The sequence below is a fragment of the Nostoc sp. CCY0012 genome (assembly GCF_963920855.1).
GTDB lineage: Bacteria > Cyanobacteriota > Cyanobacteriia > Cyanobacteriales > Nostocaceae > Cyanocohniella.
In genome coordinates, this window is sequence record NZ_CAWUDM010000001.1 from 111,079 (window position 1) to 131,777 (window position 20,699).

Genomic DNA, 20,699 nt, shown 5'->3' on the forward strand with positions numbered 1-20,699 from the left:
TCAATTAAAAAAAACCCAACGCCATATTAGGTAACGCTGGGTTTCAATAAAATCAACCAGCCTGATTATTCGGTGGTATTTGTTCCGATTGCTCTTCTGCTAGAGGAGCAAGTGCAGCATCCGGTGCAATTTCCTCAGCAGGAATCGGTTCTTTTTCTTCAGTCTCTGTTTCTGCTTGTGCTGCTTCCACCATTTCAGCAGATGGGGGATTTGGTGGTGTGGCTTCTGGTACAACCTCACCTTGAGATTCAGTCTCGGCGGTAGTAACTTCTTCCTCTACAGGTTGTTCTGGTGTGGGAGTGGTTTTATCGATAATCTCCACAGCAGGTTTCTCTCCCAATACAGAAGTAATATCTTCAGGTTTAGGAGTTACAGGTTGCTTTTGTACTTTATTTTTCACACCGCCAAAGGTGCGACCAATACCCTGCTGCACCTGCGCCAGCCTATCCTGGAGCGATAATTTAGTCACTTGCTCCTGAATACCAGTTTTTACTGTCTCAGGACTGGGTACTGGCGTTTGTTGTAGCAATGGGGTTAGTTGCCGACGTAATGAAAGAGTTTGCCAGCCAAACCAAACCAAAAGAGCCACACTAGCCACATGACCGAGCAAAAGACCCCCAGAAATGCGCGGTGCAAACACCCATAACATCAGGGCATAAAAAAGTCCGACACCACTCCAAATAAAATCATTCTTACGGTGGATTTCTGGAAAAAAGAAAGCTGATATGTAAAGGGCTAAACTACCAAGTCCAACCACAAAAGCTAGGACATATGCCAGCATTTTTTGGTTACTCCTTCATAAAATACGTCTTTTAATTTAGAGGATAGAGGCTAGAGGTTAGAGTGAGAAAGTTATTTCCCCCCTGCTCCCGGCCACTGAGCATAGCCGAAGTGCTGCTCCCCTGCTTCTTCCCCCAGTCCCTAAACTAACAATTTTGCAAATTTTGTCACTCAATTGTCGATTTAGATACAAAATAAAATCAATTCCTTGTGTTAGTTATGGATTTTTGTCATTTATTCAAGTCTTAAGGTCTTCTTTATAAGAGATGCGAAAATCTCGGTCTACCCTAAAGATAAAAGGATCTGCAAGAGTTAGCCAAAATTAATTTATGACACTACAAAGCTTTGGTGTGATTGGATTAGCCGTAATGGGCGAGAATATCGCTCTTAATGTTGAGCGTAATGGCTTCCCAATTGCAGTTTATAACCGCTCCAGAGAAAAAACGGACGCGTTTATGGCGCAGCGGGCGCCTGGAAGGAACGTCAAAGCCGCCTTTACCTTAGAAGAATTTGTCGCTTCATTGGAACGTCCCCGCAAAATCCTCGTGATGGTGCAAGCTGGTAAGCCAGTGGATGCGGTGATTGCCCAACTCAAACCTTTACTAGATGAAGGCGATATCATTATCGACGGTGGCAACTCTTGGTTTGAAGATACAGAACGCCGCACTCAGGAACTAGAACCAGCTGGACTGCGGTTTTTGGGTATGGGTGTCAGTGGCGGTGAAGAAGGCGCTCTCAATGGCCCTTCTCTCATGCCTGGTGGTACACCAAGTTCTTATGAGTATCTGTCACCAATTTTCAACAAAATTGCTGCCCAAGTTGATGATGGCCCTTGTGTAACCTATATTGGCCCCGGTGGTTCGGGTCACTATGTCAAAATGGTACACAACGGCATTGAGTACGGTGATATGCAGTTAATTGCAGAAGCCTACGATTTGCTGAAAAATGTGGCTGGATTAGATCACAATCAGCTACATGAAGTGTTCACTGAGTGGAACACCACCGATGAACTCAATTCATTTTTGATTGAGATTACATCCAATATTTTCCCCTACATCGACCCTGACACCAAAAAACCCCTAGTCGATTTAATTGTTGACGCAGCCGGTCAAAAGGGAACTGGACGCTGGACTGTACAAACTGCTTTGGAATTGGGTGTAGCGATTCCCACCATCACAGCAGCAGTTAATGCCCGGATTCTATCTTCGATTAAAGATGAACGGGTAGCAGCTTCTAAGAGCCTCACAGGCCCCAGTGCTAAGTTTGATGGCGATGTGAAGGATTTTGTGAATAAGGTGCGTGATGCTCTTTATTGTTCCAAAATTTGTTCTTACGCTCAGGGTATGGCGCTGTTATCTACAGCTTCCAAGACTTATAACTGGGATCTGAATTTGGGTGAAATGGCACGGATTTGGAAAGGCGGCTGTATTATTCGCGCTGGCTTCTTGAACAAAATTAAGAAGGCATTTCACGAAAATCCCGCATTACCTAACCTGCTACTTGCTCCCGAATTTAAGCAGACAATTCTTGACAGACAAGATGCTTGGCGGGAAGTGATTATCACAGCAGCAAAACTGGGTATTCCCGTACCTGCATTTAGTGCATCCTTAGATTATTTTGACAGCTATCGCCGCGATCGCCTGCCTCAAAACTTGACTCAAGCACAACGCGACTACTTTGGCGCACATACTTACAAGCGTCTTGACAAAGATGGAACATTCCACACTGAGTGGGTTCCCATTGCTGAAGCTAAAAAGTAAACTTTCACGCCTCTAAATCGGCATATTGTGAAAGTTAAGATTGTTTAGGCTGAAGATTTGAGAGTGACTCTGAGTTTCAGGGTCACTCTCTTCATACCTGAATTAAGTGAATTAATTTCTTGGTATTTCATCATAATTCGTTGTCTCCATTGATTTATCAAGACACTTCACGTTCAATGATGAATTACGTAGACGCGCTCTCTGAGGCTTCCCGCAGAAGATGACGAATTACGAATTAAAAGCATTTGCACTAGACTTTTCCATGAAATCTCTGCGTCCACTACCCCGATGTGGTACTGGTCTTTCTGGTTCACTAAATTGAGCTTGATATTGTTGTGAACCAGAAGGCGAAAGTAATATCTCAGACGCACGATTTACTTTAGCTTGGCAATTAAAAGCTAAGGTACTGAACACCAGACTAGACACTAAAAGGGAAATTGTAGCTCGCATAACAAATGTCTATTTTTAAACTTTCTTATTTAGAGCTACTTAGTTTTTTGTGGTGTGTCCGGAAATTTTTTAAAAAAGTAGTGTGTTTTACTGAAAAAAAACTACTTTAACGATACGTCTTCAATTTTTTCAGCTAATAACCATTGACCAGAATGATTCATGCGGCCCCAAATAGTCAGCATTTGCCCATTTACAGCGGCTTGTAGCTGCTCATCTATGTGCGATCGCCAAGTGACAATCTGCCAAGTTTGTCCATGATAAGCGCCTGGCGTTGCGATCGTGAATCGGTAATCCTGCTGATTTAGACGCTGAAAAGCGCCTGTAAAACAGTCGCTCTGCCGTGTTAATACTGAATTATCTTCTACGTAATAGTACTTATTTAAGGATGAATCAGGGTGATTGCCATTTAATGGATAAGCTTGGGGTTCATTTAAGTAATACGCTTGCCAATTAAGCCATTCCGGATAGTTGGGTGATAAATCTAAATTAAATAAAGGTATAATTGTTGCAGGAGCTTGTAAATCTTTTAACAAAGCTTCTTGTAGTTGCCTAACAGGTAAATCTCTCGGCTGACAGTTCAACTCAACGCACATAGCCGCTGCCATTCCCGCAGCTTGACCGATACCCATAACCACAGGTTGCAATCTGGTAGCGCCATTGGCAATATGAGATACAGAAATATTCTTTTCACAAACTAATAAACCATCTGCAACCGCGGGAATCAAGCACCGATAGGGAATCGTAAAGGGTGTCCCAGTCCAACGTCCCCCCCAGCGAATAGATTTAGGTTGTAGTGGTAAATCAAACCCAGGATAATGATGATCGTTGGCATAGTTACCCACCGCAATGGTATCGGGGAATAGAGATGCTACCCTACCCCCCGTCATGGGCAAAATATCCTGTTCTCGCACAGTAGTTAATCCCACCAAGCGACGACTTTCGCGGTAATAAGGATGCAATGCAAAAGCACTATGGTTACAGGGAAAAACTGACTCAGCTAAACCGTAGCGTCTACCCAAGTTGTTCTGGATAAAATGAGCAAAATTTTGGCTATGCCAGCGAGATTCTTGGAAAAAATCTTGTTTATCTTGTTCTGACTTGATTAATCGTCCTACTCCTTCAGCATAGTCATTGCCACAGATAGGCCAGTTAATCATAAAATGACCATCTGACCAACGTCCATAATTCAAAAATTTCTCTGGGCCATAATCATCCCAAGTACCAACAAACAAAGATGCATCATAAGTAGGTGCAGCTAGGATTTCTGGGGCGTCGGCTTCACCAAAGTCTTGCATAACTACTACCCAAGTTGGCGCTTGCACTGGATATTTCTCTGTGAGATGATTAAACTCTGCTGGGGCGCTTGCTTCTCCCCACTCAGATTGCAACTCCCACCCCCAACGGTGAGGTATCTCTGCTAAAGCCAATAAATCACCTAATTCTGTACCGTCGAGAATAATCTTGGCTGTAACTGTGAAGTCTGCAAACCGCACACCAGTTACGCAATTCCCCTGTTGCAACACTTCTAAAGGCACTTGTCCCGAAATCCAATGCAGATTTGCTAATTCCTGCACCCAATCTGCAAAAATCTCGGCTCCAATGCGGGGATCATAACTAAAAAAGCTGACCCAGCTATTATCTAAGCCTCCTGGTTGACGCTGGCGCAATTCTTGTAAAAATGCTCCCCATAACCCGGTTTGAAATGCCATTAATTCATTACCGTCTGGTGCAGATACCCCCGCAGAGGTGAGCATTCCCCCTAACCAAGAAAATTCACTCACTAAAATGGTTTTTGCTCCCCGTCGCGCTGCTTGGATGGCCGCTGCTGTTCCCCCGGTTCCTCCGCCCACAACTAAGATATCTGCTGTATATATTTGTTGAGTCATATTGATATTATTTAGATAAGTCAGCTTGACTAATCAATACCTATCATGAGTAGGCGATCGCTTCATGTTTTTCGCTGGCGCTATAGGTAAAAACCGTTGCAGTGTAGTTTTAGTTAGCTTGCTAGCAAAAACCACTGAAAATGATATGCTAAAACTAGCATAATGTAAGATATGAGTTCATCCTGGAAACCAATTGAGTGGGTTGGAAATTCCCTGGAGGATTTGAAAGAGTTTCCAGAAGAGGTTCAACAAGTTGTTGGTTATGCGTTGTACTTGGCTCAATTTGGTGAAAAGCATCTTTCAGTCAAACCACTTAAAGGATTTAAGGGTGCTGGAGTTCTTGAAGTCGTGGAAGATTTTGATGGAGATACTTACCGAGCCGTTTATACGGTAAAACTGGCCGGCGTGATTTATGTTCTGCACGCCTTTCAAAAAAAATCAAAGCAAGGTATCGCTACACCAAAACAGGATGTTGATTTGATTGAGTCTAGGCTGAAACGAGCAAAGGTACACCACTTGGAAAACTACAGTAAACGGAACAAGGAAGAGTAACAGATGAATCAAGAAATTAGAGTGAAAGCAAGTAGTGGCAACGTTTTTGCTGACTTAGGTTTAGAAAACTCTGATGAATTGCTGGTTAAAGCGGAACTTGCTCGTAAGATTAGCAAAATTATTACTCAGCAACAGTTGACACAGGCTCAAACAGCAGAACTTTTGGGAGTTGACCAACCGAAGATATCCGCTTTAATCAATGGTAAGTTATCTGGTTTCTCGACTGATCGATTGTTTCGCTTTTTGAATGCTTTGGGTCGAGATGTGGAAATTGTAGTTAAAAATAAACCTCAATCTCGCTCACAAGCTCAAACACGGGTTGTTACTCCGTAACTTGGACATAAAAAAACATCTCCTTGAACACTAAAAATAATGTAAAAATATGCCATTAAACTAAATCATCTTGGGCAATTTCTCGATCGATTTGTTCGGAATTTTGTTCGTAGTAATGCCAAGCTGCACTTAAATCTTCCGCAGTCAATCTAGGATAATTTGCCAATAATTCTTTATCCGGCGCACCTTGTTGACGATATGCGACCAAAGTCCATACGGGAATCCGTGTATTTCTAATTCGCGCTTGTCCCCCGCAAACTCCAGGTGTAATCTGAATCGGATTTTGCAACATTTGCACGTAATTTAATGCTTGGTCAACTAATTCCTCTGGTAAGGCTGCAATTACTTCGAGCAGTTGAGTCCTCTTATTCATGACAACAAAATCTCTCTCGCTTATTTCATCCTAACTTGAAATTTTATATATAGTTTAGGAATTGAATATTATTATAGACATCCTAGAACTTATCAAAGAAGAGCTATTTTCAGTATTGAATAACCTAGTTACACTGTTATAGCAATCCCAAATAAATTACAAACATAAATACAAATCATTTCGGCAATATTTGGTTTATCTAAGCCTCTAAATATAAAGTAAATAAGATAGGATTGCTTGCTATAGTTCGATTATGATCATAGTGTTATATTATGATTTATATATAAAATAAAACATTAAAGGTAATGACAAAGAAAACTATAAATTTTGACTCCAACCCACCAGTTGCGACCAATGAGTACGACACGATGGCTCAAAGGGTTCTACCTGGTTATGAGGTAATGCATACTATGGCATTGTCTGTTTTGAAAGCAATCCTACCGGAAAAAGCTAATCTGTTGATAGTGGGTGCAGGTAGTGGTATGGAGTTAGTCAAGTTTGGTAAAGGTAATTTACAGTGGCAGATGCTAGGCGTAGATCCATCGAGTAATATGCTGGCGATCGCTCAACAGAAAATAGAGCAGCATGGATTATCTGAACAAGTCGAATTATTTACAGGATATACACATGATTTAAATACGACTTCTTTATATGACGCAGCAACTTCTATTTTAGTGATGCATTTTCTGCCTGACGATGGTAGTAAACTGGCTTTTCTTCAAGATATTGCCCAGCGTCTCAAATCCTCAGCTACTTTGATTTTAGTTGATATGTATGGTGAACGAGGCACTCCTGAATTTGAACGGATGATTTCCATCATCAAAGTTTTTTGGCAAGAAATGGGAATAGACGACACAGTAAAAATTAGGGAATTCCTAGAAACAATGAACAAAAGTGTTTATCCCATTCCCGAAATGAGAGTAATGGAATTATTACAGCAAGCTGGTTTTGGTAATATCTTGAGATTTTATACAGGACTTTGGACTAGTGGCTGGGTAGCAACTAAAAATTCTTAGTGAAACCAGTTTGAACCAGTAAATGTTACATCTAGTAACGTTGAGCGATAAAAAACCAACGTGAAAGCACAGGTATTTAGAGGCGTTAATCAATTATCCTACGAAGAAATCCCAGTCCCGACGCTGGAAGCAGATGAAGTGCTGGTACAGGTGGGTGTAGTGGGATTATGTCAGTCAGATATTAAGAAAATTCGTTATCCCTTGTATGAACCTCCACGCATATTCGGCCATGAAACAGCCGGAACGATCGCAGCGATAGGTTCTCAGGTACAAGGTTGGCAAGTGGGACAACGGGTGGCGGTGATGCATCACATTCCTTGTATGCGTTGCGCTTACTGCCTCAATGATAATTTTTCCATGTGCGATGTCTATAAAAATATCTCCACCACAGCCGGATTTAACGCTAGTGGTGGCGGTTTTGCGGAGTATGTCAAGGTTCCCGGACATATTGTGCAGAATGGGGGGTTAATTCCCATTCCTGATGACATCAGCTTTGACGAGGCGAGTTTTGTAGAACCAACTAACTGCTGTCTCAAAGCTGTGAAAAAAGCCCAAATTGCTCCAGGACAGACTGTTTTGGTGACTGGTGCAGGGCCAATTGGCTTAATGTTTGTGATGTTAATTAAGTATTTCGGAGCGAAAGCGATCGCTACTGATTTACTCCCATCTAGAATTGAAAAAGCCTTGAATGTCGGTGCAGAAGCGGCTTTTAATGCTCGTGACCCTGATTTACCTGGAAAAATTCAGGCTTTGACTGGGGGGATGGGTGTTGATGTGACTCTGCTAGCTGTTCCCAGTGACAAAGCTTTCTTTCAAGCCCTGGAATGTACCCGCAAAGGCGGTAAGATTTTGTTTTTCGCCGAATTCCCCGATGAGTTGGAAATTCCCATTAACCCGAATATTCTTTACCGTCGGGAAATTGACTTAATGGGTAGTTACAGTTCGTCTTATCGGCTTCAGGGTTTATCGGCGGATATCGTCTTTAATCGCCGGATCGATGTCACAGCCTTGATTAGCGATCGCTATCCATTACAAGATTTATCACAAGCCGTAGACCAAGCGATCGCCCCAAATCCCGAAACATACAAAATCTTAATTTATCCGTAGTCCGGGCAAACAAGATAACAGTAGAAAATATTTATAGCGCTTCTCTAAATTTTGCGATAAGTTATCACTTTTCCTTCCTCGGAGAATCGCTATATTGTTTCTTTACATCTACCCAAACAGTCAATGTCCATTACGTTAATTTTAGTCGCCCTGTTAGCTTTCTACGTCGCCTGCAACCTTGGCGCTAACGATGTTGCCAACGCTATGGGAACTTCTGTAGGTTCCAAAGCTATTACCCTGAAACAAGCAATTATCATTGCAGGAATTTTAGAGTTTACAGGTGCTGTATTATTTGGGCATGAGGTATCGGCAACCTTAGCGACAAAAATTGCCAATCCCCAATTATTTATAGCTACACCCCAAATTTTATTGGCTGGAATGGTGACAGTGTTACTTTCCGCTGGAATATGGCTGCAAATTGCCACTTCACGGGGTTTGCCTGTATCATCCTCCCATGCCGTTGTCGGTGCGATCGCCGGATTTAGTTGGGTGGCTTTGGGAGTCGGTGCAATTAATTGGTCATCAATTGGCTTAATCACCATCGGTTGGATTTTTACACCAATTATGAGTGGGGCGATCGCCGCTTTGTTTTACAGTCAAATCAAGCATTGGATTTTAGATCAACCAAATCAAGTAGCACAACTCCAAGAATGGATTCCCTGGTTGAGTGTAATTCTGCTCAGTGTATTTGGCGTCATTGTCCTCCCTTCCTTAACCCAACCCCTAACCAATTACTTGAACCAGCAACTTGGTTTAAACATTCCCGCTTACGATATCCCGTTATTTACAGGTGCATTAGCCGCAGTTGGACTCACAGTATTTAGTTGGCAAAAGTTAGGAGATGAGGGGGATGGGAGGACAAGGGGACAAGGCGACAAGGAGGAAATACTCCCCACTCCCCATTCCCTACTCCCTACTCCCATTGAACGCCTCTTTGCTCGCTTCCAAGTCCTCAGTGCTTGCTTTGTAGCTTTCGCTCATGGTTCTAATGATGTGGGTAATGCGATCGCTCCTTTAGCTGCCATCGTCTATATTCATCTCACTGGTAGCGTACCTATCAATGGCATCACTATTCCCATTTGGATTTTAATCCTTGGTGGTGCTGGTATTGTGACTGGTTTAGCTATCTGGGGCAGAAAGGTAATTGCTACTATTGGTGAAAATATTATTTCCTTACAACCTAGTAGTGGGTTTTGTGCTGAACTAGCAACCGCTACTACTATTTTATTGGCATCCCGCTTAGGGTTACCTGTCTCCACTTCTCACGCTTTGGTCGGTGGTGTAGTGGGTATTGGTATAGTCCAAAATATCAAGTCAATTAAATTTCAAACTCTTCAAGGTATAGCGGCTGCCTGGATCATTACAGTTCCTATAAGCGCGCTTATTGGTGCTGCTATCTTTAGCACCGCCCGGATGTTCTTTCTCTAATATTTATGCTTGATGAGTCTGCATGAATTAATATTTTTCTGATTTCATTTAAACAACAGACTACTGAAAAACCAAAGCCAGCGGTCGTTTGTGCAGAATAACAGTTAATTCATTAAAATATAGTGTAGGGGATCATCATATGGAAAATTTCTGCGGATAGATACTTTAATCCCTCTAAGAAATGTAAATTGTCACATAAGTTACATTCTGCAAATTCTACATTCTAGGGCTACAACTTTGACCAATCTAAATGTGGGAATAGACTTATTTATAAGCCTTGGATCATGAATGTTGGTAGCGGAAAAATAAGTATTGATATTGAGTGAGATGTTTTTTCCTAATCAACTCTCACTAGCGAAAAGTTAATTTAAATCAAACTGATCACAGACTCCTCTTTGATGCTGAGGAAAACACAGTATAGTAGGCTGTGAAGCGAAAAAAATATTACTTTGCCAAATTTGTACTCAGCATGACAAAATTACGTTTATATGCGTAATTCCTGTGAAAGTTTTGAGTTTATCTGAAAAATACAGGAAATCAGTATGAGTGCCAAGCAAGTTTACGGGAAGCGGCTTTATCTTCAAGGTGTTAGAGGTTAGAAGCTAATGGGGCGATTTGAGAAGCGACCAGACAACCCGCAAGTCAGAGGCGAGCTATCCAGAGCAGCAGAAACAGCTTTATGGGCTGTTGTAGAAGATTTGGAAAGTCTCCAACGGAATATGCTCAAATCCTTGCAGGACGAAATCAAACAACTGCAAGCGCAAAAAAGCCGTTTATCTGATGACATCCAGCAGTTGTTAGAAGAAAAGGAACACTTACAACAGGTACGGCAAATTACTGAGCAACAAGTGTTAATCCGTCAGTTGTCAGAAGCTCTGGCAAAACATATATCTTCACAACTGCAATCGTCACTGGCAAATTTAACTAGCCAATCCAGCGGAGGTAATTCCCAACTGAAGTCGGTAGGGAATCAAAATGAAAATACCGAACAAATGCTTGGTTCTTTGGATGATACGCTCACTATTACTTTTAACTCTTTACAGCAGGAGATAAAAAACTATCAAACTACTCTTTCTCAACAGTTGTCGCGGATGCAAAGTCAGCAACAACAAGGGGAAGCGATTGTAGAGGAATTGATCAATCACCTACAAGGGGAACTAGTTAAAGCCACCAAAGAAATTTCCCTAAAAGCCACAACATCGTCGCCGACTGTTTTGCAACCGACTGAGCCATATCAGCCCAGTTCCCCACAAACATATCTACAGGTGGGAGAGATTCAAAGCAGCACAGAAAACTTATCCCAGAGCAACAATACACTGTCGGGAAATGTACTGCCATTTAGCAATCCCAATACCAACGAGCCAACTTCTGTCATCAGCAGGGAAGTTTCACAACCCGATACTGAATCCCCAGAGTCGGGCAGAATTATTGAGTCCATTTCCATTTTTCCGGGGAATGTAGCTGAAGACGATCGCCAATCTCCACCAGAACCAACTTCTGTGATTAATCGTGAAGATTGGGAAGATGATCGCCAATCTCCACCAGAACCAACTTCTGTCATTAGTCGTGAAGACTGGGAAGATGATCGCCAATCTCCACCAGAACCAACTTCTGTGATTAGTCGTGAAGACTGGGAAGATGATCGCCAATCTCCATCAGAACCAACTTCTGTGATTAATCGTGAAGACTGGGAAAGCGATCGCCAATTTACATCGTCGCCAAACATACCGCCGGAAACAACTTCTGTTATTAATCGCCGAGACTGGGAAGATGATCGCCAATCTCCTTCACAGCCAGAAACACCCCCAGAGCCAATTTCTGTCCTCAGTCGAGAAGACGTGAGACGCGATCGCCGATCCCCCTCACAACCTATATCACCACAGTCACCTAGCTCCTCAAAAATATCCTCAATCCAGATCGGTTTCTTACTGGTTGTATTGTCAGCAGTGGTTTCATCGCTGTACAACGTAGCCATTAAAGGTATGTTCTTTAAGGCTTACGATAATTTAGGAGTTTTAGAAATACAGGGGCTAATTTCGCCAACTTTGGGGAATATATTTTTAATTTTGACGCTGCGATTGCTAGTGGTTGTGCCACTCATGATACTTTTAGCACCCATGATGCATCCCCAAGTCTGGCAAGATATGCAAAACCTGGTGACATCAACACGTGGCAGTTCTACTTCCAATAGTAGTTTAAAGACCCAAAAATTTTTGCAATTGTCCATCGCTAGTGGATGCTTCTTGTTTGTATCCCAAGTACTCATCTATCTTGCCATCAGTCAGGTAGCCACAGGCATGGCGATCGCACTTTTCTTTGTCTACCCCATTGTTAGTGGAATCTTCTCGTGGTTACTATTCCGCGATCAACCTACTGGATTTCGTGCTGCTGCCATCGGGGCGATTTTTTGTGGTGAATTGTTAGTTATAGGAGGCTCTGCTGGAATAGGTACTGCAAATTTCATACTAGGAATCAGCACAGCAATTTTGGCTGGAGTCGCCTTCGCTTGCTACGTGATTTTGACACGAGTTTGTGCCGCTAAAATTCATCCGGTATCTTTTACATTAATTAACTTCAGCACAATGTTTATATTGAGCTTTATTGGATTGATGTTGCCTTTACCAAGAGATTTAAGTTTGGCAGTTGACCAGTCCAAATTGCTAGAACTTGTTTTAAGTGCCTTTATTTTGGGCGTTTTAACTTTAGTAGGCTACGTGCTGAATAACGTAGGAATCCGCAAACTAGGCGCATTACGATCAGCGATTATCGGCGCAGGCGTGCCAATCCTCACCGTGGTTTTTGCTGGTTTGATACTTCAGGAAACTTTAGCCATTATGCAAATCATGGGAGTATTGTTCGTTACTTTTGGCGTCGCAGCTTACAGCTTTGAGAAAATGCGAACCCAGGTGAAAACTTCTAGTTCCGAAACTTGAATGACTTATAGTAGCAAGCTTAAAATGACTAAAATTAATTTCTAAAAGAGTCATTTTGAGCTTTTAACCTGCTATTTAATACTCAGTTAGGTTTAACAAAAATACTACTATCTCATTCCCTATTATCTCTGATGCCCAGAGGAGATTCTACTTTCCCTAATTCTCAAATTTTCCGGATTTTAGTAATGCTTGATGCATAGTAGTTTCATCTATTATCCCATTTGACCAAAAAGTGAATCCAAAAAATGAATTAAAAGTTACCTTTAATTCTTGGGTGAAATATCAGAGAATCTTCATAAACAGTTGCTGATAAAATAATTAAATGTTAATGATAGAGATAATTAAAAGAGATTACTTTATACAAAATTAATAAAAAAAAAGACTAAAATAGACTATCATATTCTAAGAAATAAAAAGGTATTTTAGATTTGAAATTATGAGCCTTGCTAGAGGTTTATGATGATCTCTCAAGTCAACTACCTATACTACTGAAAAATCACCGAAACTTGTAAGCAGTATATTAGGTTTATAATTCCTGGTTGAGCCTGCTAGCATTCCCCAGTTCGGTAGATTACTTCCTCCCCAATAAATTCTCATCATTGGCGGAAAGATGTAAATAAACAACAGGTTTAAAAGTTTAATAGCAAGTAGTCTGTAGCAAGATTTACTTTTGCTAAATGCTCAAGAACAGTTGTTGTGTGATCATTTCCCAGATGTAGACTAATTATCAATTTTGAATACCAGTAATCCTGATGTCAAAAGATGATGATATTAAAGGTCTGGAGTGAAGACATAAGCGTGAATTGGGTGTATACTACATAGTTTGGTGTGATGAATAAATCTGTAAACTTGCTATTCAACTGTCTGTAATATGAGTAACGACATAGATCTGATCAAGCGTCTTAGCCCAAGTGCAATGGATCAGATCATGCTTTATCTGGCTTTTAGTGCCATGCGGACGAGTGGGCACAGGCATGGAGCGTTCTTAGATGCAGCCGCAACGGCAGCTAAGTGTGCGATTTATATGACCTATTTAGAGCAAGGTCAAAACTTGCGGATGACAGGTCACTTGCACCACCTAGAGCCAAAGCGTGTAAAAATTATCGTAGAAGAAGTCAGACAAGCACTGACCGAAGGCAAATTGTTGAAGATGCTAGGTTCTCAAGAACCTCGTTATCTAATTCAATTACCTTATGTTTGGATGGAAAAATTTCCTTGGCAACCAGGAAGATCCCGTGTTCCTGGTACAAGTCTCACCAGTGAAGAAAAAAGACAAATTGAGCAGAAACTACCAAGTAATCTGCCCGATGCTCAATTGACTACCTCTTTTGAGTTTTTGGATTTAATTGAATTTTTGCACAAGCGATCGCAAGAAGTTTTGCCACCTGAGCATCAAATGCCTTTGAGCGAAGCTTTAGCAGAGCATATCAAGCGCCGACTGCTGTATTCAGGCACAGTCACCCGCATAGATTCTCCTTGGGGAATGCCCTTTTATGCTCTGACACGTCCTTTTTATGCACCAGCAGACGACCAAGAACGTACCTACATCATGGTGGAAGATACCGCCCGCTATTTCCGCATGATGAAGGACTGGGCAGAAAAGCGACCAAATACCATGCGCGCCTTGGAAGAATTGGATATTCCAGCCGAACGATGGGAGCAGGCGATGGAAGAATTAGACGAAATCATTCGCGCCTGGGCAGATAGATATCACCAAAGCGGTGGTATTCCCATGATTTTGCAAATGGTGTTTGGTAGAAAAGAAGACTAATATTTTAGGTGGGAAATTATTAAAAACTTGTACGAGTAACGCTGTGCGTAATTCGTCATAGTGTCTACAGCACAACACGCCATCATTTCATTAATGGGGATGGATGGATAATTTAGCTTGTGTTGTACTTATCTAAATATTGGTGAATTGAACACCAAGAGATAGCAGAGAACTCAGGAACAATCAAAATCAAAAGGCTTATAGAATAGGCTTTTCAACTCTTTAAAATGGTATCCCTATTTACGTTTACACTGTACTCTATTAGTACTGTGTTGCAACATACGCAAGAGGGTTGATTTTTTACCTTTGCCTTGGCTCAAACAATGGTGTGGACATTTTGCCATCAACTCATACCATTTTGGATTTTAGGTTTGGGATGACGAATACCTTTTTTTGTGCATCTGACTTCTTTCTATCCATCTATTACCATCATTTTTCCATTGGTATGAAATTAGCAATGTACAATTGATCACCACAAATTATTGCTGCTACACAAAATAATAGGCTGTTTGTCCAGCCTAGAAAAAAGTAGTCAACTTCAATACTTATAATTTATTGATTTATAGGATTCCCTGGCATTGGTATCACCTCAAAAGAAGGATTAAATCCCCCACGGGGAACTTGAGTTGGTGGTACAGCAGCAGGTGAAAGCCCAGTCACCCTATCACTGGCATCGATACAAGTATCCATTGCCTGAGTAGGCGCAATCTCAATTTCACTACGTAAGCCCACCACGCATTCAGCAAAACGCACTGGCAATAAACTACGACCACAGTAATTTAAGACTGATGGATTGACAGCCCCTTCTGTATTCCTGCTCACACCAACGACACACTTAGCTAATTTTTGGGGACGGCGAGACTGCCTACAAGAAGAGAGCGCATCTACAGGGGGAATTTGCGTTTGTTGATTAATTGTAGCCACGCAGGCAGATAAGTCCCTCGGACGCAGCGCTCTTGCACAACCTTGTGATACTGCTTGTGCCGTTAAGCCCAAATTCAAAAGTTGAGCTGTACAAAGGCGATAATCGTTAGCATAAGAGGTAGTGACAGCCATACTTGGAGCCATTGTTGATAACCATCCAGCTATCACCAAAACTGGCGCTGTCAGTCGTAATGAAGCAACTGTTTGAGCCGGAAATATCTTGACAGTCCTACTGCCTTGTTGATTCGCAGTTTTACCCAATTTTTTTTTGTACATTGCCGTTCTCCAAACACCCAAAGTTATGCTAACTCAAATGTGCGGCAACTCTCCGGCAAATTAGGAAATATAGTTATAGGCGGCTTTTTCGGGGGAGCATCAATACAGGTAGAATCTATTCGGCAGAAAATGGTGTTAATATAGTCAAAATGTGCAACCAGTAGACAGCGTAAAAAGTATTTCTGAGTTGGAAATACAGCGTCAACCAATGTAGTAGTTGGATAGTCTACAAAACTAAATAAACACAAAAAACCGGTTTGTAAGAGTACGGCAAGGCAAGCCGGAATTTAGGCTTGGGAAGAAAATGTTTCGACTTGGGGGGATAAGTCCTGTCAAGGCAAGCAATTTCATCAAACCAAGAATCTCCTGACTTATAATCAGGAGAGTGTCAAAATGGAATGTCTGGGTAAAAGTTAAACAGGATTAGATTAAGGAAACTCATGTCCCGATATAGAGGGCCACGCCTCAGAATTGTACGTCGCTTGGGCGAATTGCCAGGATTAACTCGTAAAAGTGCTAGACGTGCCTATCCACCAGGTCAACATGGTCAGAATCGTAAAAAACGTTCTGAATATGCAGTCCGTCTGGAGGAAAAGCAAAAGCTCCGTTTAAACTACGGTTTGACAGAAAAACAACTGTTGCGTTATGTGCGTAAAGCCAGACGTGTGACAGGTTCTACAGGACAAGTGCTGCTACAACTGCTAGAAATGCGCTTGGATAATACCGTTTTTCGGTTGGGTATTGCTCCTACCATTCCCGCAGCTCGTCAGCTGGTAAATCACGGTCATGTCACAGTTAATGGTCGTGTAGTGAACATTGCTAGTTACCAGTGCCGTCCCGGTGAAGTAATTGCCATCAGAGACAGAGAAGCATCACGGAAGTTAGTAGAAACCAATTTGCAATATCCTGGTTTAGCTAACCTCCCTAGCCATCTGGAATTTGACAAAAACAAGTTAACTGGCAAAGTTAACAGTGTTATTGAGCGCGAATGGGTAGCGTTGCAAGTTAATGAATTGCTCGTGGTGGAATACTACTCACGACAAGCCTAGGCAGGAACTGGGGACTAGGGACTGGGGACTGGGGACTAAAAATTAACTTTTAGCCTCTCACCTATCACCTATCACCCCTAGCCTTTAACCGCCAATTTGCGACATGGTACGGCTATAAAGACCCGCAGTGCCAGAGTCGCGCCCTTTAAAATTAATTTCTGGCTTGATTGTCAATAAATTTTTGACCTGTTCTTGTAATTGATGAGTACTTACGCCAGTACGGAGAGCAGCTTTTAAGTTTATTTGACCAGTTTCATTTAATAAGCAGGGGCGTAGCCAACCATCAGCTGAAAAGCGCATTCGGTTACAGCGATCGCAAAAACATTCTGACATTTGACTAATAAATCCCAGTGTCCCCTTCGCACCGGGAATTTGAAATATATCGGCAGGCCCGGCACCACAAATTTGGGATTCTGTCAAGCCCCAGGCGTCACCTATGCGTTGCCGTAAATCGGCTGAAGATACCCAACCGCGATCGCCAAACAATTGCCAATTACCAATGGGCATAAACTCAATAAATCGGACGTGCCACTGTCGCTCAATAGTTAAGGCGGCTAAATCGAGAATTTCGTGGTCATTGACACCGGGGATAACCACAACATTTAGCTTCAAGGGGTCAAATCCTACATTATAAGCAGCTTGAATCCCTTGCCAAACTTCTTGCCAACGAGAACGCCCCCGACTACCAATAATTTGATCAAAGATATGGGGATCAAGAGAATCTAAGCTAATATTGATGCGACGCAAACCAGCATCATATAGACTTTGCGCCATAGGAGCCAATAAAAAACCGTTAGTTGTCATGGATAGGTCTTGAGTTTGGGGCAATGAAGCGATCGCCCTCACTAACTCCACTACACGGGGACGCAGTAACGGTTCCCCACCAGTTAACCGAAACCGAGTAAAGCCTACGGGAATAAACACCTCTTGAATGAGGGTGAGCAATTCTGCGTCAGTTAATAATTGTTCCTTGAGTAGATAGTCTAGTTCTGCCCCCTCAGGCATACAGTACTGACACCGAAAATTACAACGGTCAATGAGGCTAATTCTAAGGTAGTCTACCTGGTTCATCTTGCTTAGTAGTTTTGTCACCCAATGCAGAATCTCGAATCTTTGTCAAGCTAGCTGAGTTTGCTTGGAAATTTTACTGACATTCTCCTAGGCTAGCGTGCATTCAATATATTTTGTGAATATTTGACAATGCTCCAGAATCGCCAAAGGAAACTGGAGCATTTTCGAGGTAATAATTGCTACTATTGTCTAATCTCTATTGATTTTGCAAACGGTTAATTTCTTGCAAATCCAAAGCATAATTCAATCGGAGAACATTGACACCCGGTTCACCAAAAATCCAGAGAAATCTCCCATCGGTATACTGATTTAGCAACGGAATAATTTCATCATCTTGTACCCCACGGGCCCGGGACACTCGCCTCAATTGTTGCCTGGCTGATCTCACGGAAATATGTGGGTCTAAACCAGAGCCGGAAGTATAAATTAAATCAGCTAGGGGTTGAATATTATCGTCTCGAAATTGAGTTGCCTGTTCGACAATTCGATCCACTAGTGCGGGATTGCTAGGAGCGAGATTACTAGCACCAGATATGCCGGTGGGACGGGCCCTTCTACCTTGACTATATCTGACAAGACTGGGACGACCATGAAAATAACGCTCAGAGGTGAACGTCTGACCAATCAAAGCCGAACCAATTGGTTGGTTTTCTATATTCACCATGACGCTACCGTTAGCTTGCAATGGGAACAAAGCTTGACCCACTATCAGGATTGCTAAAGGATAAATCAGGGCTGTCACCAACCACAGCACCAGAGTGATCCGAATGGCTTTACTAGCTTCTTGAATAAAATTCATCATAGGAAGTAGAAAGTAGGAAATTGCGAATAGGGAAAATGGAAATTTTAAGCCAATCCCACTGCCGTAATCAGCATATCTATGAATTTAATGACGATAAACGGTGCGATCGCCCCACCCAAACCATAAATTAGAATATGGCGTTGTAGCAGCTGATTAGCTGTTAGAGGTCTAAACTGTACGCCTTTCAAAGCCAAAGGAATGAAAGCCGGAATAATCAGCGCATTATAAGTCAGGGCTGATAATACAGCAGAATTTGTGCTAGACAAATTCATAATATTGAAGCTTTGCACCTTGGCAATAGCCAGGATAGCGGGAATAATTGCCAAGCATTGGGCAAGATTATTGGCAATAGAAAATGTAGTCAAAGCTCCACGGGTAATCAATAATTGTTTACCGATACTCATAATATCGATCAGCTTGGTAGGATCAGAGTCCAAATCGACGATATTGGCTGCTTCTTTAGCTGCTTGTGTCCCTGTATTCATGGCTATACTGATATTTGCCTGTGCTAGTGCGGGGGCGTCGTTATTGCCATCTCCAGTCATGGCTACCAGTTTGCCAGCTGCTTGTTCTTTTTGAATAAGGCTGACTTTATCTTCTGCTGTAGCTTCGGCAATAAAGTCATTGACTCCGGCTTCATAAGCAATCACAGATGCAGTAATCTGGTTATCCCCAGTAATCATGATTGTCCTTACTCCCAGGCGGCGTAACTGCTGAAAACGTTCGCGGATACCTGGTTTAATAATGTCTTTGAGATAAATCACACCATAGATTTCGTGATCAAGACAAACTGCTAAGGGTGTACCTCCCTGTTGGGAAATACGTTGGTATACCACATCTAGTTCTGGGGGTTCTTGTCCATTGCGGAAACGCACAAATTCTCTAATTGCTCCTACTGCTCCCTTGCGGGCTTCTCGTCCACCAAACAAGTTAGTCCCACTCATGCGTGTTTGGTCAGAGAAGTCTACCCTGGCTGCCTGATGAGGATCAAAATCAAATCTGGCACCGAGTCTTTGAGCCATGCGGATAATTGATTTTCCTTCAGGTGTATCATCAAAGATGCTGGCAATCAAGGCAATGTTAGCCATTTCTGCTAGTGAATGGCCGTTAACAGGAATAAACTCTTCTGCTAAACGGTTGCCTAAAGTAATTGTGCCTGTTTTGTCGAGAACTAAGGTATTAACATCGCCACAAGCTTCCACTGCTTGTCCAGAGGTGGCAATAATATTAAATTGGGCGACTCGATCCATACCAGCAATACCAATGACATTTAATAACCCACTGATGGTAGTAGGAATTAATGCCACCAACAAGGCAATCAAAACTGATACGCTGACTGGAATCTGGACGTAGTAGGCGAATACGGGCAATGTGACTACAACCAACAAACAGATGAAACTGAAAACGGCTAGTAACACTGTTAAGGTGATTTCGTTCGGTGTTTTGCTGCGTTCTACTCCTTCCAATAAAGCAATCATGCGGTCAATAAACCCATTACCAGGGTTGGCTGTAATCCGAACAATCAATTCATCAGCAATAATTCGCGTACCACCAATTACTGAACTAGCAACGTCCGAACCTGATTCCTTCATAACTGGTGCTGATTCTCCAGTAATGGCCGATTCATCTACCGAAGCCACACCCATGATGACTTCACCATCAGCGGGGATCATATCGCCAGCTACTAAATAGATGGTGTCGCTCTGCCGCAGACTAGTAGAAGGAACTTCAGAAATTGTGCCATCGGGGGCCAGTTTTTTAGCGATCGTTTGTGATTTTGTCGCTCGTAAGATATCCGCTTGGGCTTTACCCCGTCCTTCAGCCAATGCTTCCGCAAAATTAGCCACCCAAACGGTGAAGAACAAAATCCCTGTTAATAAGCCGTTAAACAGTTGGGGATTCTCTTGTGGGGCTGGCCCAAATAAATTGGGTTCAATGGTTAAAACTAAAGTCACAAGTGTCCCCAGCCACACCAAAAACATCACTGGGTTTTTGATAGCATTTTGGGGATTGAGTTTGATAAAAGCATCCCTAACGGCTCTGAGGTACAGTTTTGTACTATTTAGCCTAGCTTTTTTACTAACTTTGCGGCGATCGCTTGGTCGAGAACGAAGTAATTTCACTTGAGAGGTAGGTGCAAGGTTCATAGGGGGGAGTGGAAACTGGGGACTGGGGGAAGACGCAGGGG

At 42.3% G+C, this 20,699-nt stretch carries 17 protein-coding genes; 9 read left to right on the forward strand and 8 right to left on the reverse strand.

All coding sequences use genetic code 11. The features are described from left to right. Window positions 1–52 precede the first annotated feature (52 nt). Window positions 53–781 carry a Ycf66 family protein gene (locus ACM0OS_RS00520; RefSeq protein WP_414541193.1) on the reverse strand — a complete coding sequence of 243 codons (729 nt, stop codon included), beginning with the start codon at window positions 779–781 and terminating at the stop codon, window positions 53–55. A gap of 328 nt (window positions 782–1,109) precedes the next feature. On the opposite strand from ACM0OS_RS00520, the gene gndA reads away from it, so the two are divergent. Further along, entirely contained in the window at window positions 1,110–2,540 is a 1,431-nt protein-coding gene (gene gndA, locus ACM0OS_RS00525; RefSeq protein ID WP_414541194.1) for an NADP-dependent phosphogluconate dehydrogenase, read from the forward strand. A 228-nt stretch (window positions 2,541–2,768) separates the two neighbouring features. Here gndA and patX read toward each other — a convergent pair whose 3' ends face one another. Together patX and ACM0OS_RS00535 are read right to left on the reverse strand one after the other, a co-directional pair. Beyond that, a complete protein-coding gene (patX, locus tag ACM0OS_RS00530) occupies window positions 2,769–2,990 on the reverse strand; it encodes a heterocyst-inhibiting protein PatX (RefSeq protein ID WP_414541195.1) in 222 nt (73 codons plus the stop codon). Between the two features lie 101 nt (window positions 2,991–3,091). Then, entirely contained in the window at window positions 3,092–4,876 is a 1,785-nt protein-coding gene (locus ACM0OS_RS00535) for an FAD-dependent oxidoreductase (protein WP_414541196.1), read from the reverse strand. A 171-nt stretch (window positions 4,877–5,047) separates the two neighbouring features. Between ACM0OS_RS00535 and ACM0OS_RS00540 the strand changes: the two genes are divergently transcribed. Further along, window positions 5,048–5,428 carry a type II toxin-antitoxin system RelE/ParE family toxin gene (locus tag ACM0OS_RS00540; protein WP_414541197.1) on the forward strand — a complete coding sequence of 127 codons (381 nt, stop codon included), beginning with the start codon at window positions 5,048–5,050 and terminating at the stop codon, window positions 5,426–5,428. Window positions 5,429–5,431: 3 nt separating this feature from the next. Beyond that, window positions 5,432–5,761: a helix-turn-helix domain-containing protein gene (locus ACM0OS_RS00545; RefSeq protein WP_414541198.1), complete on the forward strand. Its 330-nt coding sequence runs from the start codon at window positions 5,432–5,434 to the stop codon at window positions 5,759–5,761. A gap of 55 nt (window positions 5,762–5,816) precedes the next feature. Here ACM0OS_RS00545 and ACM0OS_RS00550 read toward each other — a convergent pair whose 3' ends face one another. Then, window positions 5,817–6,134 carry a DUF433 domain-containing protein gene (locus ACM0OS_RS00550; protein ID WP_414541199.1) on the reverse strand — a complete coding sequence of 106 codons (318 nt, stop codon included), beginning with the start codon at window positions 6,132–6,134 and terminating at the stop codon, window positions 5,817–5,819. Window positions 6,135–6,439: 305 nt separating this feature from the next. On the opposite strand from ACM0OS_RS00550, the gene ACM0OS_RS00555 reads away from it, so the two are divergent. The 5 genes from ACM0OS_RS00555 (at window position 6,440) to hetR (ending at window position 14,389) form a co-directional block, all read left to right on the forward strand. Next, window positions 6,440–7,150: a class I SAM-dependent methyltransferase gene (locus ACM0OS_RS00555; protein ID WP_414541200.1), complete on the forward strand. Its 711-nt coding sequence runs from the start codon at window positions 6,440–6,442 to the stop codon at window positions 7,148–7,150. A gap of 60 nt (window positions 7,151–7,210) precedes the next feature. After that, window positions 7,211–8,257, forward strand: coding sequence for a zinc-dependent dehydrogenase (locus ACM0OS_RS00560; protein ID WP_414541201.1), 1,047 nt, complete (start codon window positions 7,211–7,213; stop codon window positions 8,255–8,257). A gap of 123 nt (window positions 8,258–8,380) precedes the next feature. Then, a complete protein-coding gene (locus ACM0OS_RS00565; protein ID WP_414541202.1) occupies window positions 8,381–9,685 on the forward strand; it encodes an inorganic phosphate transporter in 1,305 nt (434 codons plus the stop codon). A 605-nt stretch (window positions 9,686–10,290) separates the two neighbouring features. Next, window positions 10,291–12,618 (forward strand): EamA family transporter, encoded by a 2,328-nt coding sequence (locus ACM0OS_RS00570; protein WP_414541203.1) that lies wholly within the window; start codon window positions 10,291–10,293, stop codon window positions 12,616–12,618. A gap of 871 nt (window positions 12,619–13,489) precedes the next feature. Beyond that, window positions 13,490–14,389 carry a heterocyst differentiation master regulator HetR gene (hetR, locus tag ACM0OS_RS00575; RefSeq protein ID WP_414541204.1) on the forward strand — a complete coding sequence of 300 codons (900 nt, stop codon included), beginning with the start codon at window positions 13,490–13,492 and terminating at the stop codon, window positions 14,387–14,389. Window positions 14,390–14,941: 552 nt separating this feature from the next. On the opposite strand, the gene ACM0OS_RS00580 is transcribed toward hetR, so the two are convergent. Beyond that, window positions 14,942–15,589 (reverse strand): hypothetical protein, encoded by a 648-nt coding sequence (locus ACM0OS_RS00580; RefSeq protein ID WP_414541205.1) that lies wholly within the window; start codon window positions 15,587–15,589, stop codon window positions 14,942–14,944. Between the two features lie 440 nt (window positions 15,590–16,029). On the opposite strand from ACM0OS_RS00580, the gene rpsD reads away from it, so the two are divergent. Then, window positions 16,030–16,638: a 30S ribosomal protein S4 gene (gene rpsD, locus ACM0OS_RS00585; RefSeq protein ID WP_414541206.1), complete on the forward strand. Its 609-nt coding sequence runs from the start codon at window positions 16,030–16,032 to the stop codon at window positions 16,636–16,638. Window positions 16,639–16,722: 84 nt separating this feature from the next. Here the strand turns inward: rpsD and moaA are convergent, their stop codons facing one another. From moaA to kdpB, 3 genes are all read right to left on the reverse strand, one after another. Next, window positions 16,723–17,709 (reverse strand): GTP 3',8-cyclase MoaA, encoded by a 987-nt coding sequence (gene moaA / locus ACM0OS_RS00590; RefSeq protein WP_414541212.1) that lies wholly within the window; start codon window positions 17,707–17,709, stop codon window positions 16,723–16,725. 196 nt (window positions 17,710–17,905) lie between these two features. After that, on the reverse strand, window positions 17,906–18,508 hold the full coding sequence (gene kdpC / locus ACM0OS_RS00595; RefSeq protein WP_414541213.1) for a K(+)-transporting ATPase subunit C: 603 nt from the start codon (window positions 18,506–18,508) through the stop codon (window positions 17,906–17,908). Between the two features lie 47 nt (window positions 18,509–18,555). Further along, complete coding sequence (gene kdpB, locus ACM0OS_RS00600) at window positions 18,556–20,658, reverse strand: potassium-transporting ATPase subunit KdpB (protein WP_414541214.1); 2,103 nt, start codon at window positions 20,656–20,658, stop codon at window positions 18,556–18,558. Window positions 20,659–20,699 lie beyond the last annotated feature (41 nt).